This is a genomic window from Sphingobacterium sp. 1.A.5 (assembly GCF_002734235.1).
Taxonomy (GTDB): Bacteria; Bacteroidota; Bacteroidia; order Sphingobacteriales; family Sphingobacteriaceae; genus Sphingobacterium; species Sphingobacterium daejeonense.
Genome location: NZ_PEBA01000034.1, coordinates 112,182 through 136,583, shown reverse-complemented (window position 1 = coordinate 136,583; position 24,402 = coordinate 112,182). Strand labels below are relative to the sequence as shown.

At 37.2% G+C, this 24,402-nt stretch carries 18 protein-coding genes and 2 tRNA genes; 11 read left to right on the top strand and 9 right to left on the bottom strand.

Annotated elements, in window-relative coordinates; translation table 11 throughout:
* Positions 1-5: 5 nt before the first annotated feature.
* Positions 6-3,164 carry a TonB-dependent receptor gene (locus CRT24_RS13400; protein ID WP_218962631.1) on the bottom strand — a complete coding sequence of 1,053 codons (3,159 nt, stop codon included), beginning with the start codon at positions 3,162-3,164 and terminating at the stop codon, positions 6-8.
* Positions 3,165-3,518: 354 nt separating this feature from the next.
* Between CRT24_RS13400 and CRT24_RS13395 the strand changes: the two genes are divergently transcribed.
* The 4 genes from CRT24_RS13395 (at position 3,519) to CRT24_RS13380 (ending at position 7,542) form a co-directional block, all read left to right on the top strand.
* Positions 3,519-4,994, top strand: a complete 1,476-nt coding sequence (locus tag CRT24_RS13395; RefSeq protein ID WP_099371727.1) for a xylulokinase — start codon at positions 3,519-3,521, stop codon at positions 4,992-4,994.
* An 11-nt stretch (positions 4,995-5,005) separates the two neighbouring features.
* Complete coding sequence (gene xylA, locus CRT24_RS13390) at positions 5,006-6,334, top strand: xylose isomerase (RefSeq protein WP_099371726.1); 1,329 nt, start codon at positions 5,006-5,008, stop codon at positions 6,332-6,334.
* A 157-nt stretch (positions 6,335-6,491) separates the two neighbouring features.
* Positions 6,492-6,565: transfer RNA gene (locus CRT24_RS13385), tRNA-Asn, on the top strand.
* A 56-nt stretch (positions 6,566-6,621) separates the two neighbouring features.
* On the top strand, positions 6,622-7,542 hold the full coding sequence (locus CRT24_RS13380; protein WP_099371725.1) for a PfkB family carbohydrate kinase: 921 nt from the start codon (positions 6,622-6,624) through the stop codon (positions 7,540-7,542).
* Between the two features lie 103 nt (positions 7,543-7,645).
* Here the strand turns inward: CRT24_RS13380 and CRT24_RS13375 are convergent, their stop codons facing one another.
* A complete protein-coding gene (locus CRT24_RS13375) occupies positions 7,646-8,161 on the bottom strand; it encodes an RNA polymerase sigma factor (RefSeq protein ID WP_099371724.1) in 516 nt (171 codons plus the stop codon).
* A 281-nt stretch (positions 8,162-8,442) separates the two neighbouring features.
* Entirely contained in the window at positions 8,443-9,459 is a 1,017-nt protein-coding gene (gene murB / locus CRT24_RS13370) for a UDP-N-acetylmuramate dehydrogenase (RefSeq protein WP_099371723.1), read from the bottom strand.
* Between the two features lie 103 nt (positions 9,460-9,562).
* Between murB and CRT24_RS13365 the strand changes: the two genes are divergently transcribed.
* Positions 9,563-10,174 carry a TetR/AcrR family transcriptional regulator gene (locus tag CRT24_RS13365; protein ID WP_099371722.1) on the top strand — a complete coding sequence of 204 codons (612 nt, stop codon included), beginning with the start codon at positions 9,563-9,565 and terminating at the stop codon, positions 10,172-10,174.
* Here CRT24_RS13365 and CRT24_RS13360 read toward each other — a convergent pair.
* Together CRT24_RS13360 and CRT24_RS13355 are read right to left on the bottom strand one after the other, a co-directional pair.
* Complete coding sequence (locus tag CRT24_RS13360; protein ID WP_099371721.1) at positions 10,163-11,140, bottom strand: YpdA family putative bacillithiol disulfide reductase; 978 nt, start codon at positions 11,138-11,140, stop codon at positions 10,163-10,165. The two genes, CRT24_RS13365 and CRT24_RS13360, sit on opposite strands and share 12 nt — an antisense overlap.
* Entirely contained in the window at positions 11,133-13,322 is a 2,190-nt protein-coding gene (locus CRT24_RS13355; protein ID WP_099371720.1) for an FUSC family membrane protein, read from the bottom strand. The genes CRT24_RS13360 and CRT24_RS13355 overlap by 8 nt, the downstream gene beginning before the upstream one ends.
* 234 nt (positions 13,323-13,556) lie before the next feature.
* Between CRT24_RS13355 and CRT24_RS13350 the strand changes: the two genes are divergently transcribed.
* From CRT24_RS13350 to CRT24_RS13330, 5 genes are all read left to right on the top strand, one after another.
* Positions 13,557-16,133, top strand: a complete 2,577-nt coding sequence (locus CRT24_RS13350) for a phosphoenolpyruvate carboxylase (protein WP_099371719.1) — start codon at positions 13,557-13,559, stop codon at positions 16,131-16,133.
* A gap of 78 nt (positions 16,134-16,211) precedes the next feature.
* A complete protein-coding gene (locus tag CRT24_RS13345; RefSeq protein ID WP_099371718.1) occupies positions 16,212-16,832 on the top strand; it encodes a hypothetical protein in 621 nt (206 codons plus the stop codon).
* Between the two features lie 10 nt (positions 16,833-16,842).
* Positions 16,843-17,865 carry a Gfo/Idh/MocA family oxidoreductase gene (locus CRT24_RS13340; RefSeq protein ID WP_099371717.1) on the top strand — a complete coding sequence of 341 codons (1,023 nt, stop codon included), beginning with the start codon at positions 16,843-16,845 and terminating at the stop codon, positions 17,863-17,865.
* 79 nt (positions 17,866-17,944) lie between these two features.
* The gene (locus CRT24_RS13335; RefSeq protein WP_099371716.1) at positions 17,945-18,832 is read left to right on the top strand and encodes an exopolyphosphatase; all 888 of its coding nucleotides are present in this window, start codon (positions 17,945-17,947) and stop codon (positions 18,830-18,832) included.
* Between the two features lie 45 nt (positions 18,833-18,877).
* A tRNA-Leu gene (locus CRT24_RS13330) sits at positions 18,878-18,961 on the top strand.
* 114 nt (positions 18,962-19,075) lie between these two features.
* Here CRT24_RS13330 and CRT24_RS13325 read toward each other — a convergent pair.
* Both CRT24_RS13325 and CRT24_RS13320 read right to left on the bottom strand, forming a co-directional pair.
* Complete coding sequence (locus tag CRT24_RS13325) at positions 19,076-19,870, bottom strand: (Fe-S)-binding protein (protein WP_099371715.1); 795 nt, start codon at positions 19,868-19,870, stop codon at positions 19,076-19,078.
* 11 nt (positions 19,871-19,881) lie between these two features.
* Positions 19,882-21,177 carry a (Fe-S)-binding protein gene (locus CRT24_RS13320; RefSeq protein WP_099371714.1) on the bottom strand — a complete coding sequence of 432 codons (1,296 nt, stop codon included), beginning with the start codon at positions 21,175-21,177 and terminating at the stop codon, positions 19,882-19,884.
* Positions 21,178-21,439: 262 nt separating this feature from the next.
* On the opposite strand from CRT24_RS13320, the gene CRT24_RS13315 reads away from it, so the two are divergent.
* Entirely contained in the window at positions 21,440-23,128 is a 1,689-nt protein-coding gene (locus tag CRT24_RS13315; protein WP_099371713.1) for a GMC oxidoreductase, read from the top strand.
* A 74-nt stretch (positions 23,129-23,202) separates the two neighbouring features.
* On the opposite strand, the gene CRT24_RS13310 is transcribed toward CRT24_RS13315, so the two are convergent.
* Complete coding sequence (locus tag CRT24_RS13310; RefSeq protein WP_099371712.1) at positions 23,203-23,769, bottom strand: OmpH family outer membrane protein; 567 nt, start codon at positions 23,767-23,769, stop codon at positions 23,203-23,205.
* Positions 23,770-23,866: 97 nt separating this feature from the next.
* A complete protein-coding gene (locus tag CRT24_RS13305) occupies positions 23,867-24,400 on the bottom strand; it encodes an OmpH family outer membrane protein (protein ID WP_099371711.1) in 534 nt (177 codons plus the stop codon).
* Positions 24,401-24,402 lie beyond the last annotated feature (2 nt).

Here is a 24,402-nt window from a genome sequence, read left to right as displayed (position 1 = left end):
TAGGTTTAAAGTGAGAAGTTTAGGCTCAAGTTATAAGTTCTTGGAGTTGGGTAATACCTTTTGTCTCCATCATCACCCTGAACAGGGAATCCTTCAGGATCACCATATTCCCATTTTGGAGCCCATACTGCTATGTTTCTAATTGAGGCAGATATTCTCAGGTTTCTAATGCTAGCCTTTTCAATCCATTCGCTAGGGACCATGTATGAAAGAGAAATGTTTTCTAAACGAATGAAGGATTTTTCAACATAATTAGAACCTATATTTTTAGATCCAATCCTTCCATAATCATTAATTGGATTTGCTGCGGTCCATCTTGGCATTACATAATCTGTAGTTCTGTCGGCAAAGTTTGCGTTATTGGCTGCTCTGTTGAACTCATTATACTGTCCCCAGTTTGAATAGATAAACATGGAAAGATTAAAGTTTTTATAATTGAAGTCATTTCTCCAAGACCAACGGAACCTAGGTGTTCTATATCCTTGAAATACTCTATCTGCATCCGTCATTACTCCGTCTCCATTTTGGTCAATGTATTTGAAATCTCCAGGTTGTAGGCCATATTTTTTAGCCTCGTCCGCTTCATCAGTCTGCCATACACCATCGCCTTTGTAATCCCAAATTCTATCTGGATCTTGACCAATAAACCATCTGTTTTTAATATCATCAGCTTCACGTTGTCCAATGACATTACCATTTGCATCCAAAACATCTACCATATCACCATATAATTTTGTGATTTTTCTTCTGTTATACATGAAAATTACATTTGATGACCAACTGAAGGTTTCTTTTTGGATGATGTTTCCTGTTAAGCTGAATTCAAAACCTTTGTTTTCCAATTGCCCAAGGTTTGAGGTAATATTACTGAATCCTATGATTTCAGGGAGCTCTCTGTCGACCAATAAATCATTTGTTGATGCAGTATAAACATCAATTGCACCGCTCAAGCGGTTGCTAAACATGCCAAAATCTAATCCGAAGTTGTATGAGGATTTGTTTTCCCATTTCAGACCTAGGTTTTGCATTCTGTTCACGTATAGTTGGGACAATAGAATAACATTTCCTTTACTGTCAATGTATGGGTGCAAACCTGAAGACATGTCTGATAATGCATCGTACATACCTATGTCACGATTACCATTTTTACCCCATGACAACCGGAGTTTTCCATAATCCAACCAAGATTTGGTGCTTTCCATAAACTTTTCATTTGTGAAATTCCATCCTAGTGCTATTGCGGGGAAAGTTGCTCTAGGGTTTTCTGCACCAAAAGCAGAATATCCGTCTCGACGGACAGATGCTGTTAATAAATAAGTATCCTTGTAAGAGTAAAACAATCTTCCCATCAAAGCATCTCCAGTATAGTAGGTGTCATTACTTTCATTCAATGGAACAGTTCCAGCTTGAAGGCGGTGCCATTCTAGAATATCGCTTGGGGAGAAGTTAGATGCAGTTGCTTTTGTCATCCAGAATTGGCCTTTTTCGGCATTCTGCAGAAAAGTTGCTTCAAAATTATGGTCGCCAAAAGTTTTTTTCCAACGAAGGACATTGTCCATTTGCCAATTATAGGTTTTTTCAAATCTTCTTTCTGCACGTCCACCCGAAGCTGCCCACTCGGGGTTTTCAGAAGATTCATGATTGTAATATTCACGCCAGTTGAATGATGGCGTAAAATTAGATTGGATTTCAAATCCATAAGGAAGTGTGATTATTCCATAGATTGTTGCATTTAAGGTGTTGAATCTATCTACCCTATTGCGATACAGGTTGTCAAAGAAAGGATTGACAGGAGTTACATCTCCTGTTGGCAACCTACGGTACAAACTATTAGGGTCATCAATGTTATTGGATCCGTAAGGTGGGACGATGGCAGATTGTCTCCAATCGGCAGGTAGAAATCCTTCATTTCTGGTTGCAAAATTTGCATTTGTACCTACTTTCAGAAAATTGGTGATTTTAGATTCAAGGTTCATCCTTGTTCTAAAATTCTTAAATCTATTGCCCACCACAAAACCTTCACGGTCTACATGGTTAAGCGAAAAATAATAGTTTAAATTATCTGTTTTATTTGAAATACTTGCTGTGTAATCTTGTTGAATACCTTTTTGATAAACCAGGTCTTGCCAATTAGTTTCGATACCAGCCATGTAATTGTCGATTTCTGGAGAACGCAATTCTAATCTTGCTAACCAAGATCTGACTAATTGCTCTTCGTTTACAGAAGTTACAGGAGTTCCTTGATCATAATTGTACCATGTTAGTTGGACTACGTTGCTGAGTTTCCTTGGGTCAACAAACATTTCAGGATATTTGTTGTGATAATTATCATCCCTTCTTCCCATCTCATAATCATATCTATAAGCTAAAAATTCCTGACCGTTCATAACCGGTGGAATTCCTGCTTTAGTAACAAAGCCTACATTGCTGTTTAAGGTAATTGTTGGTTTTCCAGATGCTCCACGTTTTGTAGTAATCAATACAACTCCATTTGCTGCTCTAGCTCCATAAACTGCGGTGGCACTCGCATCTTTCAAGATATCAATAGATGCAATATCATTGGGGTTTAAATCAGCAAAAGTACCATCAAAGATTACTCCGTCAACGACATTCAATGGACTAGAGCCTGCTTTTAATGTTCCTTTTCCTCGAACCAGAAGGTCAGCATCTCCTTTAGCAGAGTTACCCTGTCCGATTACAATACCGGCTGCATTACCTCTTAATAGATCTTGAATAGATCGAGGTGCTTCTTTTTCAAGTTTTTCGGCTTGGACTGAAGCAACAGATCCAGTTAAGTCTTTTCTTTTCTGTGTACCATAACCAACAACAACAACTTCATCCAAATTCTCTGCATTTGCTTGCATGGTTATTTGAAGGTCTTGGTTGCTGATATTTACAGTTTGAGTTTGATAGGCGGCGTGTGTAATAGTTAGTGTGCCGGTGGTACCCGATGGTACTTCAAACTCAAAATTACCATCGACATCCGTTGATGTTCCTTGCTTTGTTCTAGTGACTACAACACTGGCTCCGTCGATAGGGCTTCCATCTGCAGCTTTGACGGTTCCTCTAATGGTTAGTTGCCCCTGTTGGGAATAACTCGGGCCTGCAAACAGTATGAAAATACATGTCATGCAGAAATAGAGTAATAGGTTCTGTTTGATCATAATGATTTGTTTAAAAGGTTACTTAAGTTTTTCCTAATTCTTGAGCTTGTCATGCTCCAAAAAACAGGTGTTAGGCTTAATCAAAAAGTTTAAAAATTATAGGTTTATAAACCAATATAGCCAATTTACCAAGTCACTTTGCTAAACCGATATACCTTTATTTACGAAAACGTTATAGTTGGAATGTTTAGTGAATTAGGGGTTTTGTGTGTTGATTATCAGAGTATTATACCTATATCTGGGGTTTTTCCATTATTCAGCCCTACTACCTGAACAATAGAATAAATTAGCATTCGGGTAGGCTATTTGTTTTAAAAATTTTTATCTTGTGTAATCAACTTATCCAATATAAACATGCTATTACTAGGGATTGACTTAGGGACTTCATTTATCAAGGTATCAATTGTAGATTCTCAGACTGGAAAACGGATAGCTACGGCTCAGTTTCCAGAGTCGGAGGCAGAGATCATTTCACATAATAAGGGATGGGCAGAACAGGATCCTGTCAATTGGTGGGAAAACACTAAAAAAGCTATTCTAAAGGCAAATTCTAGTGGTTTGTATAATCCCAAAGATATTGGTGCCATCGGTATTGCTTATCAAATGCATGGTTTGGTGATTGTTGACAAAGATCAAAAGGCGCTCCGTAATTCAATAATTTGGTGTGATAGCCGTGCTGTAAATATTGGAAACACTGCTTTTTCTAACTTGGAATCGGAAGGATTCCTGCAATCTCACTTAAATTCACCAGGAAATTTTACAGCCTCTAAATTAGCTTGGGTAAAACAAAATGAGCCTGAGGTTTATGATAGGGTATACAAATTTATGTTGCCGGGAGATTTTATCTGCATGTGCTTGACCAAAGAAATCAATTCTAATCCAAGCTCAATCTCCGAAGGTATCTTATGGAATTTTGAAAAGAATGAACTTTCTGAAAAGCTAATGGCACATTATGGTTTTGATAGATCTTTGGTTCCAGACATTCAGCCTGTTTTTTCTGATTACGGTTCAGTGGATTCTCGTATTGCTGAAGAATTAGGTCTTTCTGAAAAGGCTATAGTAAGTTATAAGGCTGGTGACCAGCCCAATAATGCTTTGTCATTAGGGGTTTTGGAAGCAGGCGAGGTTGCTGCTACTGCGGGGACATCTGGTGTTATCTATGCTGTTAGTGATCAATTGACTTATGATAAAGATTCTAGAGTAAACAGTTTTGTTCATGTGAACCATAATGAAAAACAAAATAATGTCGGTGTATTGCTTTGCATTAATGGAACAGGCATTCAAAATAGTTGGATCAAAAAAATGACTGCTAAAAGTCTCAGCTATAATGAAGTAAACGATAAAGCTGCAGAGGTTGCTATCGGTTCTGAAGGGATTATTGTTTTGCCATTCGGAAATGGAGCTGAGCGTATGCTAAATAATAAAACTGTGCAGGGACATATCGAAAACCTAGATTTTGTGCGACACAACGAAGTTCATTTATGGCGGGCTGTGCAAGAAGGTATTGCACATTCATTCAGATATGGTTTGGATATTATCCGTGAGAATAATATAAATCCAAATATTATAAAAGCTGGATATGCAAATATGTTTTTAAGTCCGATATTTCAGGAATCATTTGCTGGAGTGACACAGGTTCCGGTGGAATTATATGAGAACGATGGGAGTGTAGGCGCCGCTTTGGGGGCTGGTATTGGGGCGAAGGAGTATAACGATAAGAAAGAGGCATTCTCAGGATTGACCAAGATCAAAACTATTGAACCTAAAAACACAGAGATCTACGATGATCTTTATATAAAATGGAAAAATAGCTTATTGCAAAAATTATAATCAACTAACATATGAAAGTATTAACAGGAGAAAAAGAGTATTTTAAGAACATCGGCCAGATTAAATATGAAGGATTGGATTCTGACAATCCATTGGCATTTCGTTGGTATGATCCTTCAAAAGTAATTGCTGGAAAAACAATGGAAGAGCATTTCAAGTTTGCTTGTGCTTATTGGCATTCATTCAACGGCGATGGAGCAGATCCATTTGGTGGCAAGACTCACTTTTTTCCTTGGGATGAAAAGTCGAAAACCATTGACCGCGCCAAGGATAAGATGGATGCTGCTTTTGAATTTATGACGAAGCTTCAACTGCCATATTACTGTTTCCATGATGTGGATTTGGTGGATTATTCAGATGATATCAATGAGAATGATTCGAACCTGGCTGCCATTGTGGAATATGCGAAAGAAAAGCAAAAGGAGAGTGGAATCAAATTGTTGTGGGGTACTGCAAATCTGTTTAGTCATCATAGATACATGAACGGAGCTTCCACAAACCCTGATTTTCATGTTTTGACCCATGCTGCAGCACAGGTAAAAGCTGCTTTGGACGCAACAATTGCCTTGAAAGGAGAAAACTATGTGTTCTGGGGTGGTCGTGAAGGCTATATGTCGTTATTGAACACCAATATGAAGCGTGAACAAGAACATTTAGCAAAATTCTTGCACTTGTCTAAGGATTATGCACGTAAAAATGGTTTTAAAGGAACCTTTTTTATCGAGCCAAAGCCTTGTGAACCTACGAAACATCAATATGATTATGATTCAGCTACCGTTATCAGTTTCTTGAGGCAATATGATCTGATGGATGATTTCAAATTGAATATTGAAGTTAACCATGCTACACTTGCAGGTCATACCTTTCAACATGAGCTTCAGGTAGCAGCAGATGCTGGATTGTTGGGTTCTATTGATGCTAATCGTGGTGACTATCAAAATGGTTGGGATACAGATCAATTTCCAAACGATTTGAATGAACTTACAGAAGCTATGTTAATTATCCTAGAGGCAGGTGGACTTCAAGGTGGGGGAGTTAATTTTGATGCGAAGATTAGAAGAAATTCTACTGATCCAGAAGATTTGTTCTATGCTCATATAGGAGGTATGGATGCCTTTGCACGTGCTTTGGTAACTGCTGATAATATTTTGCAGAAATCAGACTTTAAGAAAATCAGGAAAGATCGTTACGCGAGTTTCGATAGTGGTAAGGGAGCGGATTTTGAAAATGGCAAATTGACTCTTGAGGATTTAAGAAATTTTGCTGTTGAGAATGGAGAGCCTGAAATGAGAAGTGGTAGACAAGAATTTTTAGAGAATTTGGTAAACCGCTATATTTAATAAGTCGAAATGATGGTGTAATTCTTCTTGTATATGAGTGAATTACGGGTTTAGGGTGTTTTTTTAATAAATTTTTGAAATATTTTTTTGTGATTTAATAATTAAAACTCTATTTTTGTACCACTTTGAAGATGAGGGTTACTCATCATTTCGAAATTCCTGAATAGCTCAGTTGGTTAGAGCATCTGACTGTTAATCAGAGGGTCGCTGGTTCGAGCCCAGCTTCAGGAGCAAGATAAAACAGCCGGCAAATAGCCGGCATTTTTTTTATATATAAAATTATATCCATGAGCTTAGTAATCGTTGGAACAGTTGCATTCGATGCCATTGAAACTCCATTTGGCAAAACCGACAAAATCGTTGGTGGAGCAGCAACATTTGCTGGATTAGCAGCGTCCTATCTATTTCCTGATGTTAAATTGATCTCTGTAATAGGAGAAGACTTCGGCGATGACAATCTAGACATTATGAAGTCAAAAGGGATAAATGTGGAAGGTGTGGAGATTATCCCTGGAGGAAAATCATTCTTCTGGTCTGGGAAATATCACAATGATATGAATAGCCGCGATACGTTGATTACAGAATTAAATGTATTGGCTGATTTTGATCCTAAAATCCCTGCTTCTTACCAAGATTGCGAATATCTGTTGTTAGGCAACCTTACTCCAGCCGTTCAAATGGCGACATTGAACAGATTGGAAAATAAACCGAAATTGGTTGTATTGGATACCATGAACTTTTGGATGGATGTTGCGATGGATGAATTGCGTGAGGTATTGAAAAAAGTGGATGTATTGACGATTAATGATGCTGAAGCAAGACAATTGTCAGGAGAATATTCTTTGGTGAAAGCTGCTGAGAAAATTCTTCAGATGGGTCCACAGTACCTGATCATCAAAAAAGGAGAGCATGGAGCTTTGTTGTTCGGAGAAGGTCAAGTTTTCTCAGCACCAGCATTGCCATTGGCTGATGTTTTTGACCCAACAGGGGCAGGCGACTCATTTGCAGGTGGATTTATCGGTTATTTAGCTAAACTACAATCCATCAACTTCACAAATATGAAGAATGCGATCATTTTTGGTTCTGCATTAGCTTCATTTTGTGTAGAGAAATTCGGAACTGAAAGGTTGCAAAACCTTACTAAGGAAGAGATTTCAAACCGTATCCAACAGTTTGTAAGTCTATCAAAATTTGAGATTAGCGAATAAGCTAGATAAAGAATCTTTTCTATAAAAAAATGAAGCCCAAATTCTAGGCGTTTAGAATTTGGGCTTTAATATTTTAAAAAGTTGTTGGGTAATGCCAAGAGAATTAATTCTCTTTGATTTTGTACGAAGTAAGGGTCTTTTTCATTGACTTCCTTGCTACGTGAATTCTTGTTTTAACGGTTCCGATAGGAATCTGCAAGTGTTCGGATATTTCGTGGTATTTATACCCTTCGAAATACATGGTGAATGGAACATAATATTCATCAGATAATTTAGAAAGGGCATAATTGATGTCTTCCATGATGAATTTGTTTTCTCCATTGTTTCTAGTTGCAGAAACTACAAGGTTTGTTTGAGAGATTTCTTCCTCTTTCGTGATGAAAGAATTGGTTTTTACTACGCGGCGGTAATTGTTTATGAAAGTATTTTTCATAATTGTGTAAAGCCAACCTTTCAAATTGGTACCGTCTCTAAAGTTTTTGAAGTACGTGACAGCTTTTAGTAAAGTGTCTTGTACTAGGTCGTTTGCATCTTCATGGTCACGTGTGAAGTTTCTGGCATAACTTCTTAGTGATTCCGAATGCTTAACAACCAATGAGTTAAATTCGATCTTGTTCATACAATTAGCGATTATAGTATAGTTAAATGATGCGATGTTTAATCAGGTGAATCCTGATAAAAGCTGAACAACCGAAAAAATTATTAAGCTATATATGTACAGGGAATTGTACAATTTATGTGCAGTAAATTAATTAAATTGTGGAAATCGATATTTTAGCGACTCTTATTTTCTTGATGCGAAAACATTATTGGGTATGGTATCACCTTTTATTGTATTATAATCGATGATTATTGTTTTATAATAAAAAAATATAGGGCTTACGAAAATGTGGAAAACTTTTATAGTATATTAACTTCCCGTTCTAATTGCACTCCAAAGTGTGTATATACATCGTCTACAATAGTAGACGATAATGCAAATATTTCATTACCAGTCGCTTTTCCTGCATTCGTTAAAACCAAAGCTTGATTTTTCCACACAGCAACCTCACCGACTTTTTTGCCTTTCCATCCACACTGTTCAATCAGCCATCCTGCTGCCAACTTCTCATGCTCTGAATCTACTGTATAATGAACTATTTCCGGAAATTGTTTTTCTAAACCTAAAAATTGAGTTTTAGGGATAATAGGATTCTTAAAAAAACTACCAGCATTGCCAACGGTTGAAGGGTCAGGTAATTTTTCAACACGGATATAAGATACAACTTCTGCCACATCCTTAATGGTAGGAGTGTCAATTCCTCTTTTGGCTAATTCTGCTGCAATAGCTCCATAACTGATATTAATTTGACCAAACAGGTCCAACTTATACGTGACGCTACAGATAATATACCTGCCTTTGCATTCCCTTTTAAATATACTGTCACGATAAGAAAATTGACAATCTTCATTGCTAAAGGTCACAAATTCACCGGTCTTTGTGTCAAAGGCTCTGCAAGAATAAAAGATATGCATTAATTCCTGTCCGTAAGCACCTATATTTTGGATAGGAGAGGCGCCGACAGTACCTGGGATTAAAGCCATATTTTCTAATCCTGGGAAATCATGTTCAATGCAATACCATACTAAGTCGTTCCAAACTTCACCACCCTCAGCGGTAACAAAGACCTGATCATTTTCGATAAAATGTTGCTTGCCCTTACTTGCGATATGGACAATGAGCCCATCGTAATCTTTTGTAAAAAGGACATTGCTGCCACCACCAAGAACAAAAAAATCACCTTCAAAATACCCCGCATCATACAAATCTTTGAGGTCTTGTTCAGCTTCAATCTTTTTGTATTGTTTAGCGATTGCTTCAATACCAAAAGTATTAAATTCTTTGAGTGATTTTTCTTGTTGAATAGCGTTTTTCATTTTTTTGACCGAATCCTTTAAAAGTTCGAAAAATTAATTTATCTTAGTTAATAAGGCTGTAAATATAGGGAAACCACCATTTATATACTAATTTTAATTACCTATGGCAAAAAATGCGGATGCAAAAAGGATGAAGATATTGGAAGCTGCCAAGCGAAGGTTTGCTCATTATGGGCTTGCTAAAACTACGATGGCAGAGATTGCTCAAGATCTTTCTTTTTCAAAGGCTTTGCTCTATTATTATTTTCCAGATAAAAACAGACTTTATGCTGCGGTATTTGAAATGGCAGTTGATGAAATTATCACTGAGACGACTGAGAAAATCAATAAGGCAAAAGACGTTAACGAAGCCATGGAAGCATTTTTGGCAACTCGCTTGACAGTGATCAAAGACAACTTCAATATTTTTGAATTCACGTATACCTTAAGAAACGAGATGCCTTCTGATATTGAGTCTGTTCTTCCATCTTTATTTGAAAAGGAAATTCAGCAAGTTGCTCTAATATTGAATAAAGGCATAGCGACTAAGGAGCTGGAAGTTGAAGAGGTGGAACTAACTGCTAAAATCCTTTTAATTTCTTTATTGGGTATGCGTATTGGAATACTTCAAGAATTTAGAAATTTGTTTCTTCCGCCTACCAAGGAAGAATTTGATTACATCTTGAGTTTACAGAAAAAATTAGCAAAAATCTTTATTAACGGCCTAAGAGTCTGATCTTTTTTTCAAGATATTCTTGACGATTAGGTGTGCATGGATTCTTGAGTTTTCAATGAACCACAAATGGGTATTCAGTCCGCCACATACCACACCCGCCAAGTATAAGTTTTGGACATTCGTCTCCATAGTTTCTGGATTGTGATCAGGGATGCAAGGAGCTTTTAAAGGAATATTTATTCCGACTTTTTCGAGAAATTCAAAATTTGGTCGATATCCTGTCAAAGCCAACACAAAATCGTTTTCAATATTTATTATACCTTTTGGAGTTTGTACAACAACTTCTCTTTCTGAAATACTGATTATATCTGATCGGTAATGAACTTTTACTTCAGCATTTGCTATTCTGTTTTCGATATCTGGCCTTACCCAATACTTTACACGAGGACTAACTTCTTTGCCACGAATGATCAAAGTGACATCTGCACCTTTTCTATAAGTTTCCAATGCGGCATCAATAGATGAATTACTTGCTCCGACGACAATAACTTTTTGATTTGCATAATAATGTGGGTCATCATAATAATGACGAACCTTAGGCAACTCTTCCCCAGGTACACCTAAATACATGGGTATATCATAGAATCCAGTGGCAATAATCACATTTTTTGCCCTATAAATGGATTTTGTGGTAGTAACTTGGAAGGTATCTTCGATTTTATGAATACTCAGTACTTCTTCGAACAAATGCGTTTTAAGATCAAATTTCTTTTCAACCCTGCGATAGTATTCTAAAGCTTCTACTCTTCTAGGTTTCGGATTTGTGGTTACAAATGGGGTGTCTCCGATCTCCAGTCGTTCCGAAGTCGAGAAAAAAGTCATGTTGATAGGGTAGTTGTACAAGGAGTTTGTCAAACATCCTTTTTCTAGGATTACATGACTCAAATTGTTCTTTTTGGCTTCAATTCCACAGGCAAGACCAATTGGCCCTCCGCCAACTATCAAAACATCAATAATATTATCCATTTGCCATTTCTATTTGTTGTGTATGTATGGTAGATTCTTTCTCCATAACATCCAGCGTAGATTTGTATAAATCTGAGGATATTTTATTTAAGAATTGCAATTGCTCTGTAATTAATTTAGATTCTGCAGGATCTAAAGTTTCAGGAGTTATTTCAGGAAAGTCACTTACAGGCTCGAATTCTTCACCATCCTTGACTGGTACCGCCTCAATGGATTTACTAACATTGGTAAGAATTTTCTTTAATAATATTAAGTGTTCCTTAGTATAATTTGTATCGGTAGCTTCTGTCAATTGAGTCAATAATGTGGCGCCATATGATGACAGAATATGATTGAGAATCACTAATCTGTTGACTTCTTTAGTGCTTTTTTGCCTCCATTTTGGTTCAGATAGCATTCTTTGGAATGTAGATCCCATATTGGCTGAGGCAATATATAACTGTTTTCTAGAAAGCTTATAGCTCGTTACCGTAATTTCTTCGCCCGACAGAATCCGAACTGCCTGTGATAAATATCTGTAATTTGCAATGAGCAATTCTCGTACACTTTTTTTGATTTGAAAGCTTTCCCAGTTTGGGAAAATGATATAGCTCGATAAAAAGGCTATCATACCGCCAAGGAAAGTGTCAAATATCCTTTCTTTAGCAACTTCAAAAGTATTTAATCCCGAAAAACTCAGCATGATTAAAACGTAGGGTGTCATAAACATGACAGCCATAATATAGTTTACACGGAAGAGACTATAAGCAATTAGGAAGAAGAAAATAAGAATGATGAAGCGTGCTACCTCTGAATGTACAGTCATCAGGATGATTGCACCAATTACACCACCAATGATTGTTCCCAAAAGCCGCTGGAAGTTACGTTCTTTTGTTAGCCCAAATCCTGGCTTTAGGATAACCATGATGGTCAAAAGTACCCAGTAACTACCCATCGTACCAATATTGAGAGAATGAATATTCAGAATGAGGTACGTCGCTGCCATAACTAGTGCCATGCGCAATGCGTGTCTGAAAATACTCGAATTGAATGAAAGATTGTCCTTTAGTTTTCTTAAATCAATATGCTCGGTTTGAATAAATTTACTGGCTTCCTCAATTTCCTGCTTCTTAATATTATTAGGTCGGATAACCCCATAATTATAGATGTTGTGAATGAATATGGTAATGTTTCTGATACTGATCAGAATTTTCTTAAGTGGAATACCATTAATGTTTTCAGTCTTTTCTCTAGCTTCTATGGATCTTAGGATTGCTTCGATATCGTCTTTAAAATTATAAAGAGGTTTTGGTGCCCTATTAGCATTCAATTGGTAAGCAAGATGGTCTAGTTCATTTGCAATCTTCAACAATAGATGCTTGAAGTCTTTCAAAATCCCCGTGTCTCCGTATTCTTTTCTGATCAACTCGTAATCATAATGAGTAGTCATTGCCTGCTCATAAAGATCGACAATATCATTGAATGTTAATGTGAGATAACGACCAACTTTTGTAGTGTCCTTAATGGATCTTTTAGACTGAAAGAGTAAATCCCTTACATTTTCTTGATGTTCATGGACCTCAATCTGTTTATCGATTAATTTTGAGTAATTATCGTCTATATTGATTTTTGGATCATAAAAATTGGCTCTCAATCTTATAAAATCTCCAACATGCCTTACGGTTTCAGACAATTCCTGTTGAGCCAGACGGTATGGTCTTGCCTGCGTTAAAGAAAAGCTGATTAACATATACCAAACCGCTCCAATAGTAAAGTAGAGCAGGAGCATAACTTCTTCTTGAAAGGAATTGATGTCATCTACATAAATCAACATAATCAGTATTCCCATTGATCCTACAGTTGCAGCACGCGCATTGAATACGGCAAACATGGAATAGGTGAAACAGAGGGAACCGATGGCCAATGACATGATCCAAATATTTCCATTTGCTAGGAATGTGATAAATTGAGTTAAAATACACACAATCAAACATGCAATCATTCCTGTCCTCCTATGTGATGGTGCACCCGGAGTATCTGAGAGACCCACAAGTAGAGCGCCCAAGGAAATGTAGGTACCTAACAGAAACTTCCCTAAGGTTGCACAAATTAGGATTGGCACTATACACCCGATAGTGATGCGTAATCCATCAGCAAAATATTGACTATAAAAGAAATTGCTTAATTCTCTGGTTTTTTTCATGTGTTGTACAAACAAAGATACATAAGCAACCGTTAATAAAAGGAGTAAAAAGTGCGTTTTTCAATAAAATTTTCATTTTTTATCTTTTCTAAAACTTGCTTTGCATTATCAAAATAGCAATATTTTAATACAGTTGGTGTAAAAAATACAATTAGTTCCTTAAAAACATATTAAAATGATATATTTGTAAGAATTCATAATCCTATAACAAACTAACGAGATACAAGACTTACTATGAGATTAAGCCAAAAGACATTAGCTTTTCAAAACGAAGTTCTCACGAGGTTCGATTTATATAAAAGTTTGTTTTTAACATTGCCATTCCAGCGGGTTAAACATACAGGTACTATACTTCCGTTTTTCACAACCCATTGCGAAAAAGGAGTGGAGGAACATTTGTCGCCCGAAGATATTATTGATAGTTTTTTTGGTCAATATGAACAATATGTTCAAGAAGAAGACCGATTAGATTTACTATTTAGGATAGTCCAATATATTGAGCGTCAAGTAGTATTGTTTGATGCGGTTGAAGATTCTGCTTTCAAAGCTGTTGGTAAAAGCGATGAAACCGGAGGTCTGGATTCTATTTTTAATTTAGCACAAACTAATCCGCAATTAAAGAAACAAGTAGTCGCTAGATTGAAGGATATGTCTGTCCGTTTGGTTTTGACAGCACACCCAACTCAATTTTATCCAGGACCTGTTCTCTCTATCATAAATGATTTAATTGATGAATTAAAGAATAATGATATCCCTACAATTCATTTATTGCTTCAACAGTTGGGTAAAACCCCATTTATCAACAAACAAAGTCCTACACCTGTTGATGAAGCTATCAGTTTAGCTTGGTTTTTGGAAAATGTTTTTTATAGTGTTGCTTCCGGCATTGAAGCCAAGATCGAAGATGAATTGGAAATCAATCCAAAAGATGTAAATCATCTAATTGAATTGGGCTTTTGGCCAGGAGGTGACCGCGACGGAAATCCGAATGTTACTTGGGAAAGTACTAAAAAAGTAGCAACACTTTTGAGAACTATACTCTTCAGATGTTATTATAGGGATTTCCGAATAGTGAAACGTAGGATTACCTTCAGAGGTGTTGAGAAATACATGGAGGAATTGCAGGAGCTTTTCTATGAAAACAGTTTTAATCCTGTTGAAAAACCTGTAGATCTCACGGACAGAATTTTGAAAAATCTCACTGAAGTGATCAAAGTTCTAAAAGAGAATCATGATGGTCTGTTTGTGGAAATTGTTGAAGATTTAAGGAGAAAGGTTCAGACATTTGGATGTTACTTCACTACATTAGACATTCGCCAAGATAGCAGTGCCCTTCGTGATACCTTTGATTGGTTGGTAAAGACATATCCAAAGGAAACCAAAATTGACCTTAAGGAAATTGAGGGTTCTGAGGAAGAAAAAGAAAAACATATCCAATTCACAGAAGCGACTTTAGATTTAAAGAAGGATGCTGCTCCATTGGTTGAAGATACTATTAAAGTGATTCGACTTATAAAAGAAATCCAAGAATCCGGTAGTGAAAGAGCGGTTCAAAGGTTTATTATTTCTAATTGCCAACAAGCTTCGGATATTTTAGGTTTGATGCAACTGTTTCTATGGGAGGGTTGGACCAAAAAAGATCTAACAATGGACTTTGTGCCATTGTTTGAGACAGTAGATGATCTAAAACATGCTGCGGATGTAATGCGTAGCTTATATTCAAATCCTACTTATTCAGCACATTTAAAGAAAAGAGGGAATAAGCAAACAATTATGCTTGGATTCTCTGACAGTACAAAGGATGGTGGGTATCTAATGGCCAATTGGTCTATCTATAAAGCCAAAATCGAATTAACTGCGATATCTAGGGAATTTGATGTTGATTTGGTTTTCTTTGATGGGCGTGGCGGCCCTCCAGCTCGTGGTGGAGGTAAAACCCAAAGGTTTTATGCTTCAATGGGTAAAGAAATCGAAAACAATCATATCCAACTTACTATACAGGGTCAAACCATCAGTAGCCAATATGGCTCTTTGGATTCTGCGAGATATAACATCGAACAGCTCTTGCATGCAGGTTTGATTTCAGACCTTCAACAAAGAGTAGGAGATACATTGACCGCTAAACAAAAGGATGTTATCGATAGAATGGCTGCCGAAAGTCATGAAAAGTTCTTAGAACTCAGACATCACCCTTTGTTCTTGAAATATCTGGAAACCTTGAGTCCACTGAAATCTTTGTCCAATATGAATATTTCAAGTAGACCGGTAAAAAGAAATTCAGATCGGGAGTTAAGGTTGGAAGATTTAAGAGCCATCAGTTTTGTGACATCTTGGAGCCAGTTGAAACAGAATATTCCGGGATTTTTCGGAGTGGGTACCGCGTTACAATGGGCTGAAGATAATAATCTGTGGTCTTATGTGAAAAACCTGTATGAAACATCCGGAATGTTCAACACTGTAATAGACAATTGCATGATGTCGATGACAAAATCGAATTTTGAATTGACGTCTTACATGAAAGATGATAAAAGGTTCGGTGAATTTTGGACCATGTTGAAGGAAGAGTATGACAGGACTAAAAAATACCTGCTTAAATTAACTGGTATGAAAGAATTGATGGAAAATTATCCTGTTGAGCGAGCTTCAATTCTAGAGCGTGAAAAAATTATTTTGCCTCTATTGATTATTCAACATTATGCGATCCGTTTGCTTGAAAAGCAGAAAATGGAGGATTCCAAAGCCGAAACTTACCGAAAATTGATCGGTCGAACGATCTACGGAGTTGTCAATGCCGGTAGAAATTTAGCTTAGATTGATTTTGAATTAAACAGAAATAGGCATAAATAGGGATATTTTTATATTTTTGTGTGTTTTAAAAATAATAAAGCGATGAAATTAAATACATTATTAGTTGCTGCAGTTCTTGCAAGTACATCATTATCTTCTTGTGTTTTCAAAACAGCTGAGGAAAACCAATTAAAATACACTCATACCACATTGGTAGATGGTGACGCGTATGCCTTTTTCAGACAAGTAGGGTCCATCGCGCCTTATGAGGTTTCCTACGCAGAATATGTTGGTACAGTTGGAAATGCACAAGCGAAAGATGCTGCTGCTAAAGCTTCAAAATTCTTTTCCGATATCCTTCCTCAAATGGATTCATTGGCAACTAAATATCATGTTGACTTCCCAATTTTAGGAACAGAGAAATTCACAGGTCCAGGTCAAGAGAATATTGCGGTTGAACCAAATGAAGCTCCAGTTGTAGTGAAAGATTCAACTCTTGCAGATTCTGTTGCGCCTTTAGCTCAACAAACTTCTAAAGTTTATTCTGACCAAGAATACTTAACTCATATCCAACACCAAGTAGCATTGGTTAAAGAGCAGTTAAGAAGACTTTCTAGAAATACAAACAAGGATTTGAGGGATTTTGCACAAGCTCAAACAGAACCTGTCGCTCAGTTGTTTACCGCTGTAGGTGGTAAAGAAGATGCACATGCGCATCACTAAGCAATAATAAATGACAGAAAACAAGATAGTTACAGGTATATTGTCGTATGGAATGTCCGGAAGGGTATTCCATGCGCCATTTATAGAGGTTAACCCAAACTTCGAATTAAGAGGGATCGTGGAGCGTTCCAAGAAAAATGCTCAAGAAAAATATCCCCACATCATCAGCTACGATTCTGTAGACCAACTCATAAATGACCCGGCTATAGAACTGGTAATTGTCAATACTCCCAATGATACACATGTTGATTTTGCATTGCAAGCCCTGAAGGCTGGCAAGCATGTTTTGATTGAAAAACCATTTGCCCCAACAATGGGGGAAGCCAATATGTTGTTCAAGGTTGCTGAAGAAATGGGAAAACATATCCTTCCATTTCATAATCGCCGTTTTGATGCCGATTTCCTTGCTTTAAAGAACGTTGTTGAAAACAATGAAGTTGGACGTCCAATCGAACTGCATATTCGATTTGATCGATTCAAACCGCAAATTGGACCTAAGATTTTCAAAGAAACCAAAGTGCCAGCGGCAGGTGTAATATATGACCTAGGATCTCACTTGCTTGACCAGACATTGTCTTTATTTGGAAAACCGAAAGCGATGACCAAAGTGCGTGGTGTTTATAGGCCAAATTCCAAAGTTGATGATTATGGGTGTATCATCCTTAATTACGGCTCTGGGTTAAATGTTTATATCACTGTAAGCCTATTAGTAGCTAATCCCCAAGCAAGCTTTGTCTTGCATGGCACAAACGGAAGTTTTGTCAAAAATAGGACCGACGTCCAAGAAGCACAATTGATCGATGGCATGATGCCAAACAATCCTGCATTTGGAATCGAACCTGAGGGAATGGAAGGGATTCTGACGAATCCAGACCAAGAAGAAAACTTGGTATCCAAATTAGTTCCTGCAGAGTTGGGAAATTATATGGGGCTTTTTGATGAGGTTTACAAAACAATCAGAGAGGGAAAACCTTATTTCGTAACGAAAGATCAGATTATTTGGCAACTAGAAATCCTAGAGCCTAACAAATAAAATCTTCCATTTAATATAAAGTTTACAATTAGTTAATTTTGGATTTTTAACATTGTTAAACTTTTCAAATTTTTATAACGTGAGATATGCCGCTATAGATATCGGATCAAATGCTGTTCGCTTATTGATTGCAGATATTATTGTTAGAGAAAACGAAATCACATTTAACAAAAACACTTTATTACGTGTTCCACTTCGCCTAGGAGATGACGCATTTATACATCATCATATATCTGAAGGTAAATTTGAGAGCATGGTGAAAACCATGAGTGCTTTCAGAAACCTAATGGATGTTTATAAAGTTTCGGATTACATGGCTTGTGCTACATCCGCCATGCGTGATGCTGATAACGGACAAGATGTTGTCAAAGCATGTAAGCAAGCAGGAGTGGATATAAATATTATTGATGGCTCTGAGGAGGCTCAGATTATCTATAATGTACACAACCACACTAATATGGATAAAAACAAAGTATATCTATATATAGATGTAGGTGGTGGTAGTACAGAGATTTCTTTGTTTGCAAATGGTGAACTTGTTGCATCGAGATCATTTAATTTAGGTACAATCCGTATTCTCGATAATCAAGATAGTCCTGATACTTGGGATGACATGAAGCTATGGGTCAAGAGCATTACCAAGGGCTACAAGAACATTTATGGCATCGGTAGTGGTGGTAACATCAACAAACTGTCTAGATTGGCAAATGAGAAAGCAGACAAGCCTATCTCGTATGCAAAGCTGAAGGCACTTTATGTCTATTTGAATTCGTATTCCTTGAAAGATAGGATCAATGTACTTGAATTAAAGCAAGATAGGGCAGACGTAATTATCCCAGCTTCTGAGATTTTCTTGACTATCATGAAAGTAGGTCATCTGAAAAATATTATGGCACCCAGGATTGGTTTGGCGGATGGAATAATCCAAACGTTAATCAATAAAAATCTTAAGAAGGAAAAAGGCTAAAATCGTTGTAAGAATAAAAATAAAGTTTATTTTTGCGATGTCTTAGCCCAGGTGGCGAAATTGGTAGACGCACCATCTTGAGGGGGTGGCGCCTGTACGGGTGTGGCAGTTCGAATCTGCTCCTGGGCACCGGTAAATTATAAAGGTCGAGGTTTTTTCCTCGACCTTTTTTTATTAGGGATTCTATAAAAAAAACCTTGCCGACAAGCAAAGGTTTTGTTTGTATGTTGTTTAGTAAAAATGCTATATGTTGTTGGCTTTTACAGTAATCTCTGCAATATCCAATACTTTTATTTCCTGTTCTTTTTCTTTAACCTTTACACCATCTCTCAACATAGTCATACAAAATGGACATGCCGCAGCTACGATGCTTGCTTGGCTCTCGATAACATCCTCGATACGCTCTACGTTGATATCCTTTTCGCCTTTTTCAGGTTCCTTAAACATCTGCGCGCCACCTGCTCCACAACATAAGCCGTTGGATTTACATCTTTTTAATTCCACTAAGTCTGCGTCCAAGACTTCCAGAGCTTTTCTAGGTGCTTCGTAAATATCATTACCTCGGCCTAAATAACAAGGATCGTGGTATGTTATTTTCTTACCCTTGAACTCATGTCCATCTGACGGTCTCAATTTGCCATCATCAATCAAGGATTGAATTAACTGAGAATGATGAATTACCTCATAATTCCCGCCCAAACTAGGATACTCGTTCTTCAATGTATTAAAACAGTGGGGACATGCCGTAACGATCTTTTTGATTTCATATCCATCCAATACCTGGATGTTCATCATCGCCTGCATCTGAAATAAGAATTCGTTGCCCGCGCGTTTTGCCGGATCGCCTGTGCAACTTTCTTCTGCTCCCAAAATGGCATATTTAATCCCAACGTGTTGCAATATCTTACAGATATCTCTAGTAATACGTTGAGCTCTTTCGTCAAAACTACCTGCACAACCAACCCAAAACAATAAATCTGGGCTTTCACCTTTTGCCAATAATTCAGCTACTGTAGGTATATGTAATTGATTTTCCATGATTTTCCCTTTTATTGATTTGTCCAATTTGCTCTGTCAGCCTGTGAATATTTCCATGGAGCACCGTTGTTTTCCAAGTTTGAAAACATATTGTTGATGCTTGAAGGAGCCTGTGATTCCTCCATAACAGCAAACTGTCTTAAACCTACGATTATCTCCAATGGATTGATGTTAACGGGACACTGTTCTACACACGCATTACACGTTGTACAAGCCCATATCTCTTCCCGCGTGATATATGTGTCCAACAAACCTTTTCCGTCGTCTACAAAGCTTCCATTCTTGTCGATGTTTTTTCCTACTTCTTCCAATCGATCCCGAGTATCCATCATTATTTTTCTAGGAGAAAGCAACTTTCCCGTCATATTCGCTGGACATGCGGATGTACAACGACCACATTCTGTACAGGTGTAGGCATCCAAAAGATTTTTCCATGTTAAATCCTGGACATCTTTTACTCCAAAACGACTCGCTTCTCCTGTTGGCGGCGGTAAACTCGGATCCAACATCACTTTGACCTCCTCAGTCACCGATGCCATATTCTTAAACTCTCCTTTAGGCTCCAACCTAGTAAAATACGTATTTGGGAATGCCAAAATAATATGTAAATGCTTGGAAATAGGAAGGTAATTTAAGAAAGCCAAAACGCCTATAATATGAAACCACCAAGCAAACCTTTCAATCAAAATTAAATTGCTTACCGAATCGGGAAGAATTCCAACTAAATAGGAACTGATAGGGAAGGAGCCAACGGAATGGTAACCTGCTGCTCCTAATGTCTGCAATTTATAATCAGCAGCATTCATAATTAAGAATGCAGCCATCAATAATATTTCAGCAGTCAGAATTAAATTGGCATCTGTTTTTGGCCAATTGTTCAATTCAGACTGATTAAGCCTCTTTATCTTCAAAACATTGCGTCGAATCATAAAAATAACGCAACCCAGCAACACTAAAAATGCAAGTATTTCAAAACTAAAGATCAAAAAGTCATAAAATCCTCCCAAGACATTGGATAAAACGCGATGACTTCCAAACAAACCATCGATAACAATTTCCAACATCTCGATATTGATAATACAGAAACCTACATAAACAAATAAATGAAGTAAGGCAGGGATTGGCTTTTTGAACATTTTCTTCTGACCAAATGCTACCAGAAGCATAATTTTAATTCGCTCCCCAGCTCGGTCGGTACGGTTCACTGATTGCCCTAATTTTATGTTTCTATAAATCTTGCTTGCGTTTTTATAGAATAAAATTATGGCTGCTATAAATATAATACCAAATATGAGTTGACTTATCATAGTTTAATACTTAGGTTAACAAATATAATTAATCGGATTATACTATGCATGCATAATAAATTATTTAGAAAGATTAAAAATAATTGACCTCATCAAATAATCGAAACATGCCATCAAATCAAGGTAGGTATAAATATTGATACAACAAATAGCTCCTAATATTAAGCTTGGTTTTGTAAATTGCAGTCGGATTCAACCAAAAAGCCAAATCCATTGAAAAACATTTATTTCATAATGATGGATATAATCAAAAAATCAACTCATGGCAGAAACTAATACATTTGATGTGATCGTAATTGGATCTGGAATATCCGGAGGCTGGGCTGCGAAGGAATTTTGCGAGAAGGGCTTTAAGACTTTAGTCTTGGAGCGTGGTTTTGATGTTCAGCATATCAAAGACTATCCTACAGCATATATGGATCCTTGGGAATTTGACCATCACAATCAGGTTGCTTTGAAGGTAAGGGAGGAAAATCCGATTGCCTCAAGGTGCTATGCATTTAATGAGGATGCTATTCATTTTTTTACGAAGGATAAAGATCAAGAATACGTACAGGAGAAACCATTCGATTGGATCCGGGGCTATCATGTTGGAGGGAAATCTTTGTTATGGGCAAGACAAGTCCAACGTTGGAGCGACTATGATTTTGAGGGTCCTGCACGAGATGGATTTGCTGTTGATTGGCCGATACGATATAAAGATATTGCTCCTTGGTATAGTCATGTGGAGAAGTTTATCGGAGTATCCGGAAATAGGGATGGCAATGCTGCCATGCCTGATGGTGAATTTTTACCGGCATTTGATCTAAATGCTGTAGAACAAATGATTCAAAAGAAAATCCCTCAGAAATATCCAGATCGTCAGGTAATTGCAGGGAGATGTGCTCATATTACAGATCCTCAGCCTATCCATATTCAGCAGGGTAGGACCAAGTGCCAAAACAGAACGATGTGCCAACGCGGATGTCCCTTCGGTGGATATTTCAGTTCAAATGCATCGACTCTTCCGTGGGCAGCCAAAACAGGAAATCTTACAATAAGGCCCAATTCAATCGTAGAGTCTATTATATATGACGACCAAAAGCAAAAAGCATCTGGAGTGAGGATTATTGATGCCGAAACACAAAAAACCGCTGAATATTTTGCCAAAGTTATTTTTGTAAATGCTTCGGCCATTGCAACAAATCAAATCTTGCTGAATTCGACTTCTTCTAGGTTTCCAAATGGATTGGGCAATGACTCTGGCTTATTGGGCAAGTATATTGCTTTTCATAACTATTTAGGGTCTATTTCAGCAACAATGGAAGGCTTTGAAGATATGTATTATTATGGTCGACGACCTACCCAGCCCATCATCCCAAATTTCAGAAATGTAAAAAAACAAGAGATGGACTTTTTGCGTGGCTATGCTTCATTCTTTGGAGCTTATAGGGGCAGAGGAGCCAATAGTGACATGCAAGTAGGTGCTGCATTCAAAGATAGTCTTTCAGAAGTTGGCGGATGGGGAATCGGAATGATGATGCAAGGTGAGACAATACCGAAAGAGGAAAACCATGTCCGCTTGAGTACTGATCTAAAAGATAAATTCGGAATGGCACAGATGGTATTCAATGTTGGATATGATGATAATGATCAAAAAAGCATGCAAGATTTTCTGAACCAAGGTTCTGAGATGTTAGAATATATTGGAGCAAAAAACATTAGCCAGCATAATAGCAAGCAAAACCCTGGTTTAGATATTCACGAAATGGGAGGGGCTAGGATGGGTAGAGATCCCAAGACATCGATTCTGAATCAATGGAACCAAATGCATCTATGCAAAAATGTATTTGTAACAGACGGTGCTAGTATGACCTCAACAGGGACACAAAATCCATCATTGACTTATATGGCATTTACAGCGAGAGCTGCCAATTATGCCATGGATGAGATGAAGAGAGGAAACCTATAATAAAGGAAAGTTAAAGACACAAAAAAGGATCAACCGCAGGGTTGATCCTTTTTTGTGTCTTTAAAAAACTGGAATTATTTTTTGGGAGCAGCAGCTGGAGCAGCTGTAGCGCTTACACCTAATTTAGCTTTGATTTCTGCAGTTAAGTCATCACCACCTTGGAAGTAAGGAACTCCACCGTTAGAGATATCTAATACATAAGCATAACCTTTTTCTTTAGCTACAGTATTGATTGCAGTCATTACTTTTTGCTCAATAGGAGCATATAACTCTTGTTGTTTTTTACCGATTTCTTCTTGTGCAGCTTGTTGAACACCTTGGATACGTGTTTCCATGTCACGCATTTTAGTAGCGATAGTTTGAACTTCAGCATCTACAGTTTCTTTGTTAGCTTCGCTACGGTTTCTCAACTTTTCGTTGGCATTGTTCTGTTCTTTTTGGTACTCGCTGATCATGCCCTGAATCTCTTGTTGCTTAGTTTCGCTCAAGGTTTTCATTTGTGCTTCAGCAGCTTTAAATTCATTTGTAGACTGAACAATTTCTGCTGTGTTGATGTGTCCAATTTTTTGTTGTGCATTGGCAGCAGTACCCGCCAATAAAATTCCAGATGCTAATACTACACTTTTCAATAAATTTTTCATGCTGTTTTTGTTAGTCTTATATTTTCTGATATAAGTAATTTTCTGTTGTTTTTATGTGTTGAATAATAAAATTAGATTGCAATTATAATAAAAAATATTAGTTCGCTAAAGAGGGATTGGGTCTCAATCCTAGTTTAGTGATAACATCGTTACTTTTATCCAAGCTTGGATTCGCATACAAGAAGCTATTTTCGCTTCTTTTGTCCATGATAAAATCAAACTGTCCAGCAGTAGCTACATCTTGAATTGCTTTGCTAACCTTTGCTTGAATAGGTTTCATCAAGTTTTCGCGCTGTTTGAAAAGATCACCATCCATACCAAATTTAGTGCGTTGGAATTCCTTCACTGCTTTTTCTTTGTTCACGATTTCATCTTCACGACGTCTGCGCATATCTGCATTTAAATTCGCTTGATCTTTTTGGTATGCCTGATACATACGCTCTATCTCGTCATATTGTCTATCGACCTCAGCTTGCCATTGTTTTGACTGATCATCCATCTGTTTGATCGCTGAATTATATTCAGGGATATGTTTCATGACATACTCTGAATCTACATATGCTAATTTTTGGGCAAATGATACTGAACCCATCATAGTTAACATCACGATTATTATTGCTATTCTTTTCATCG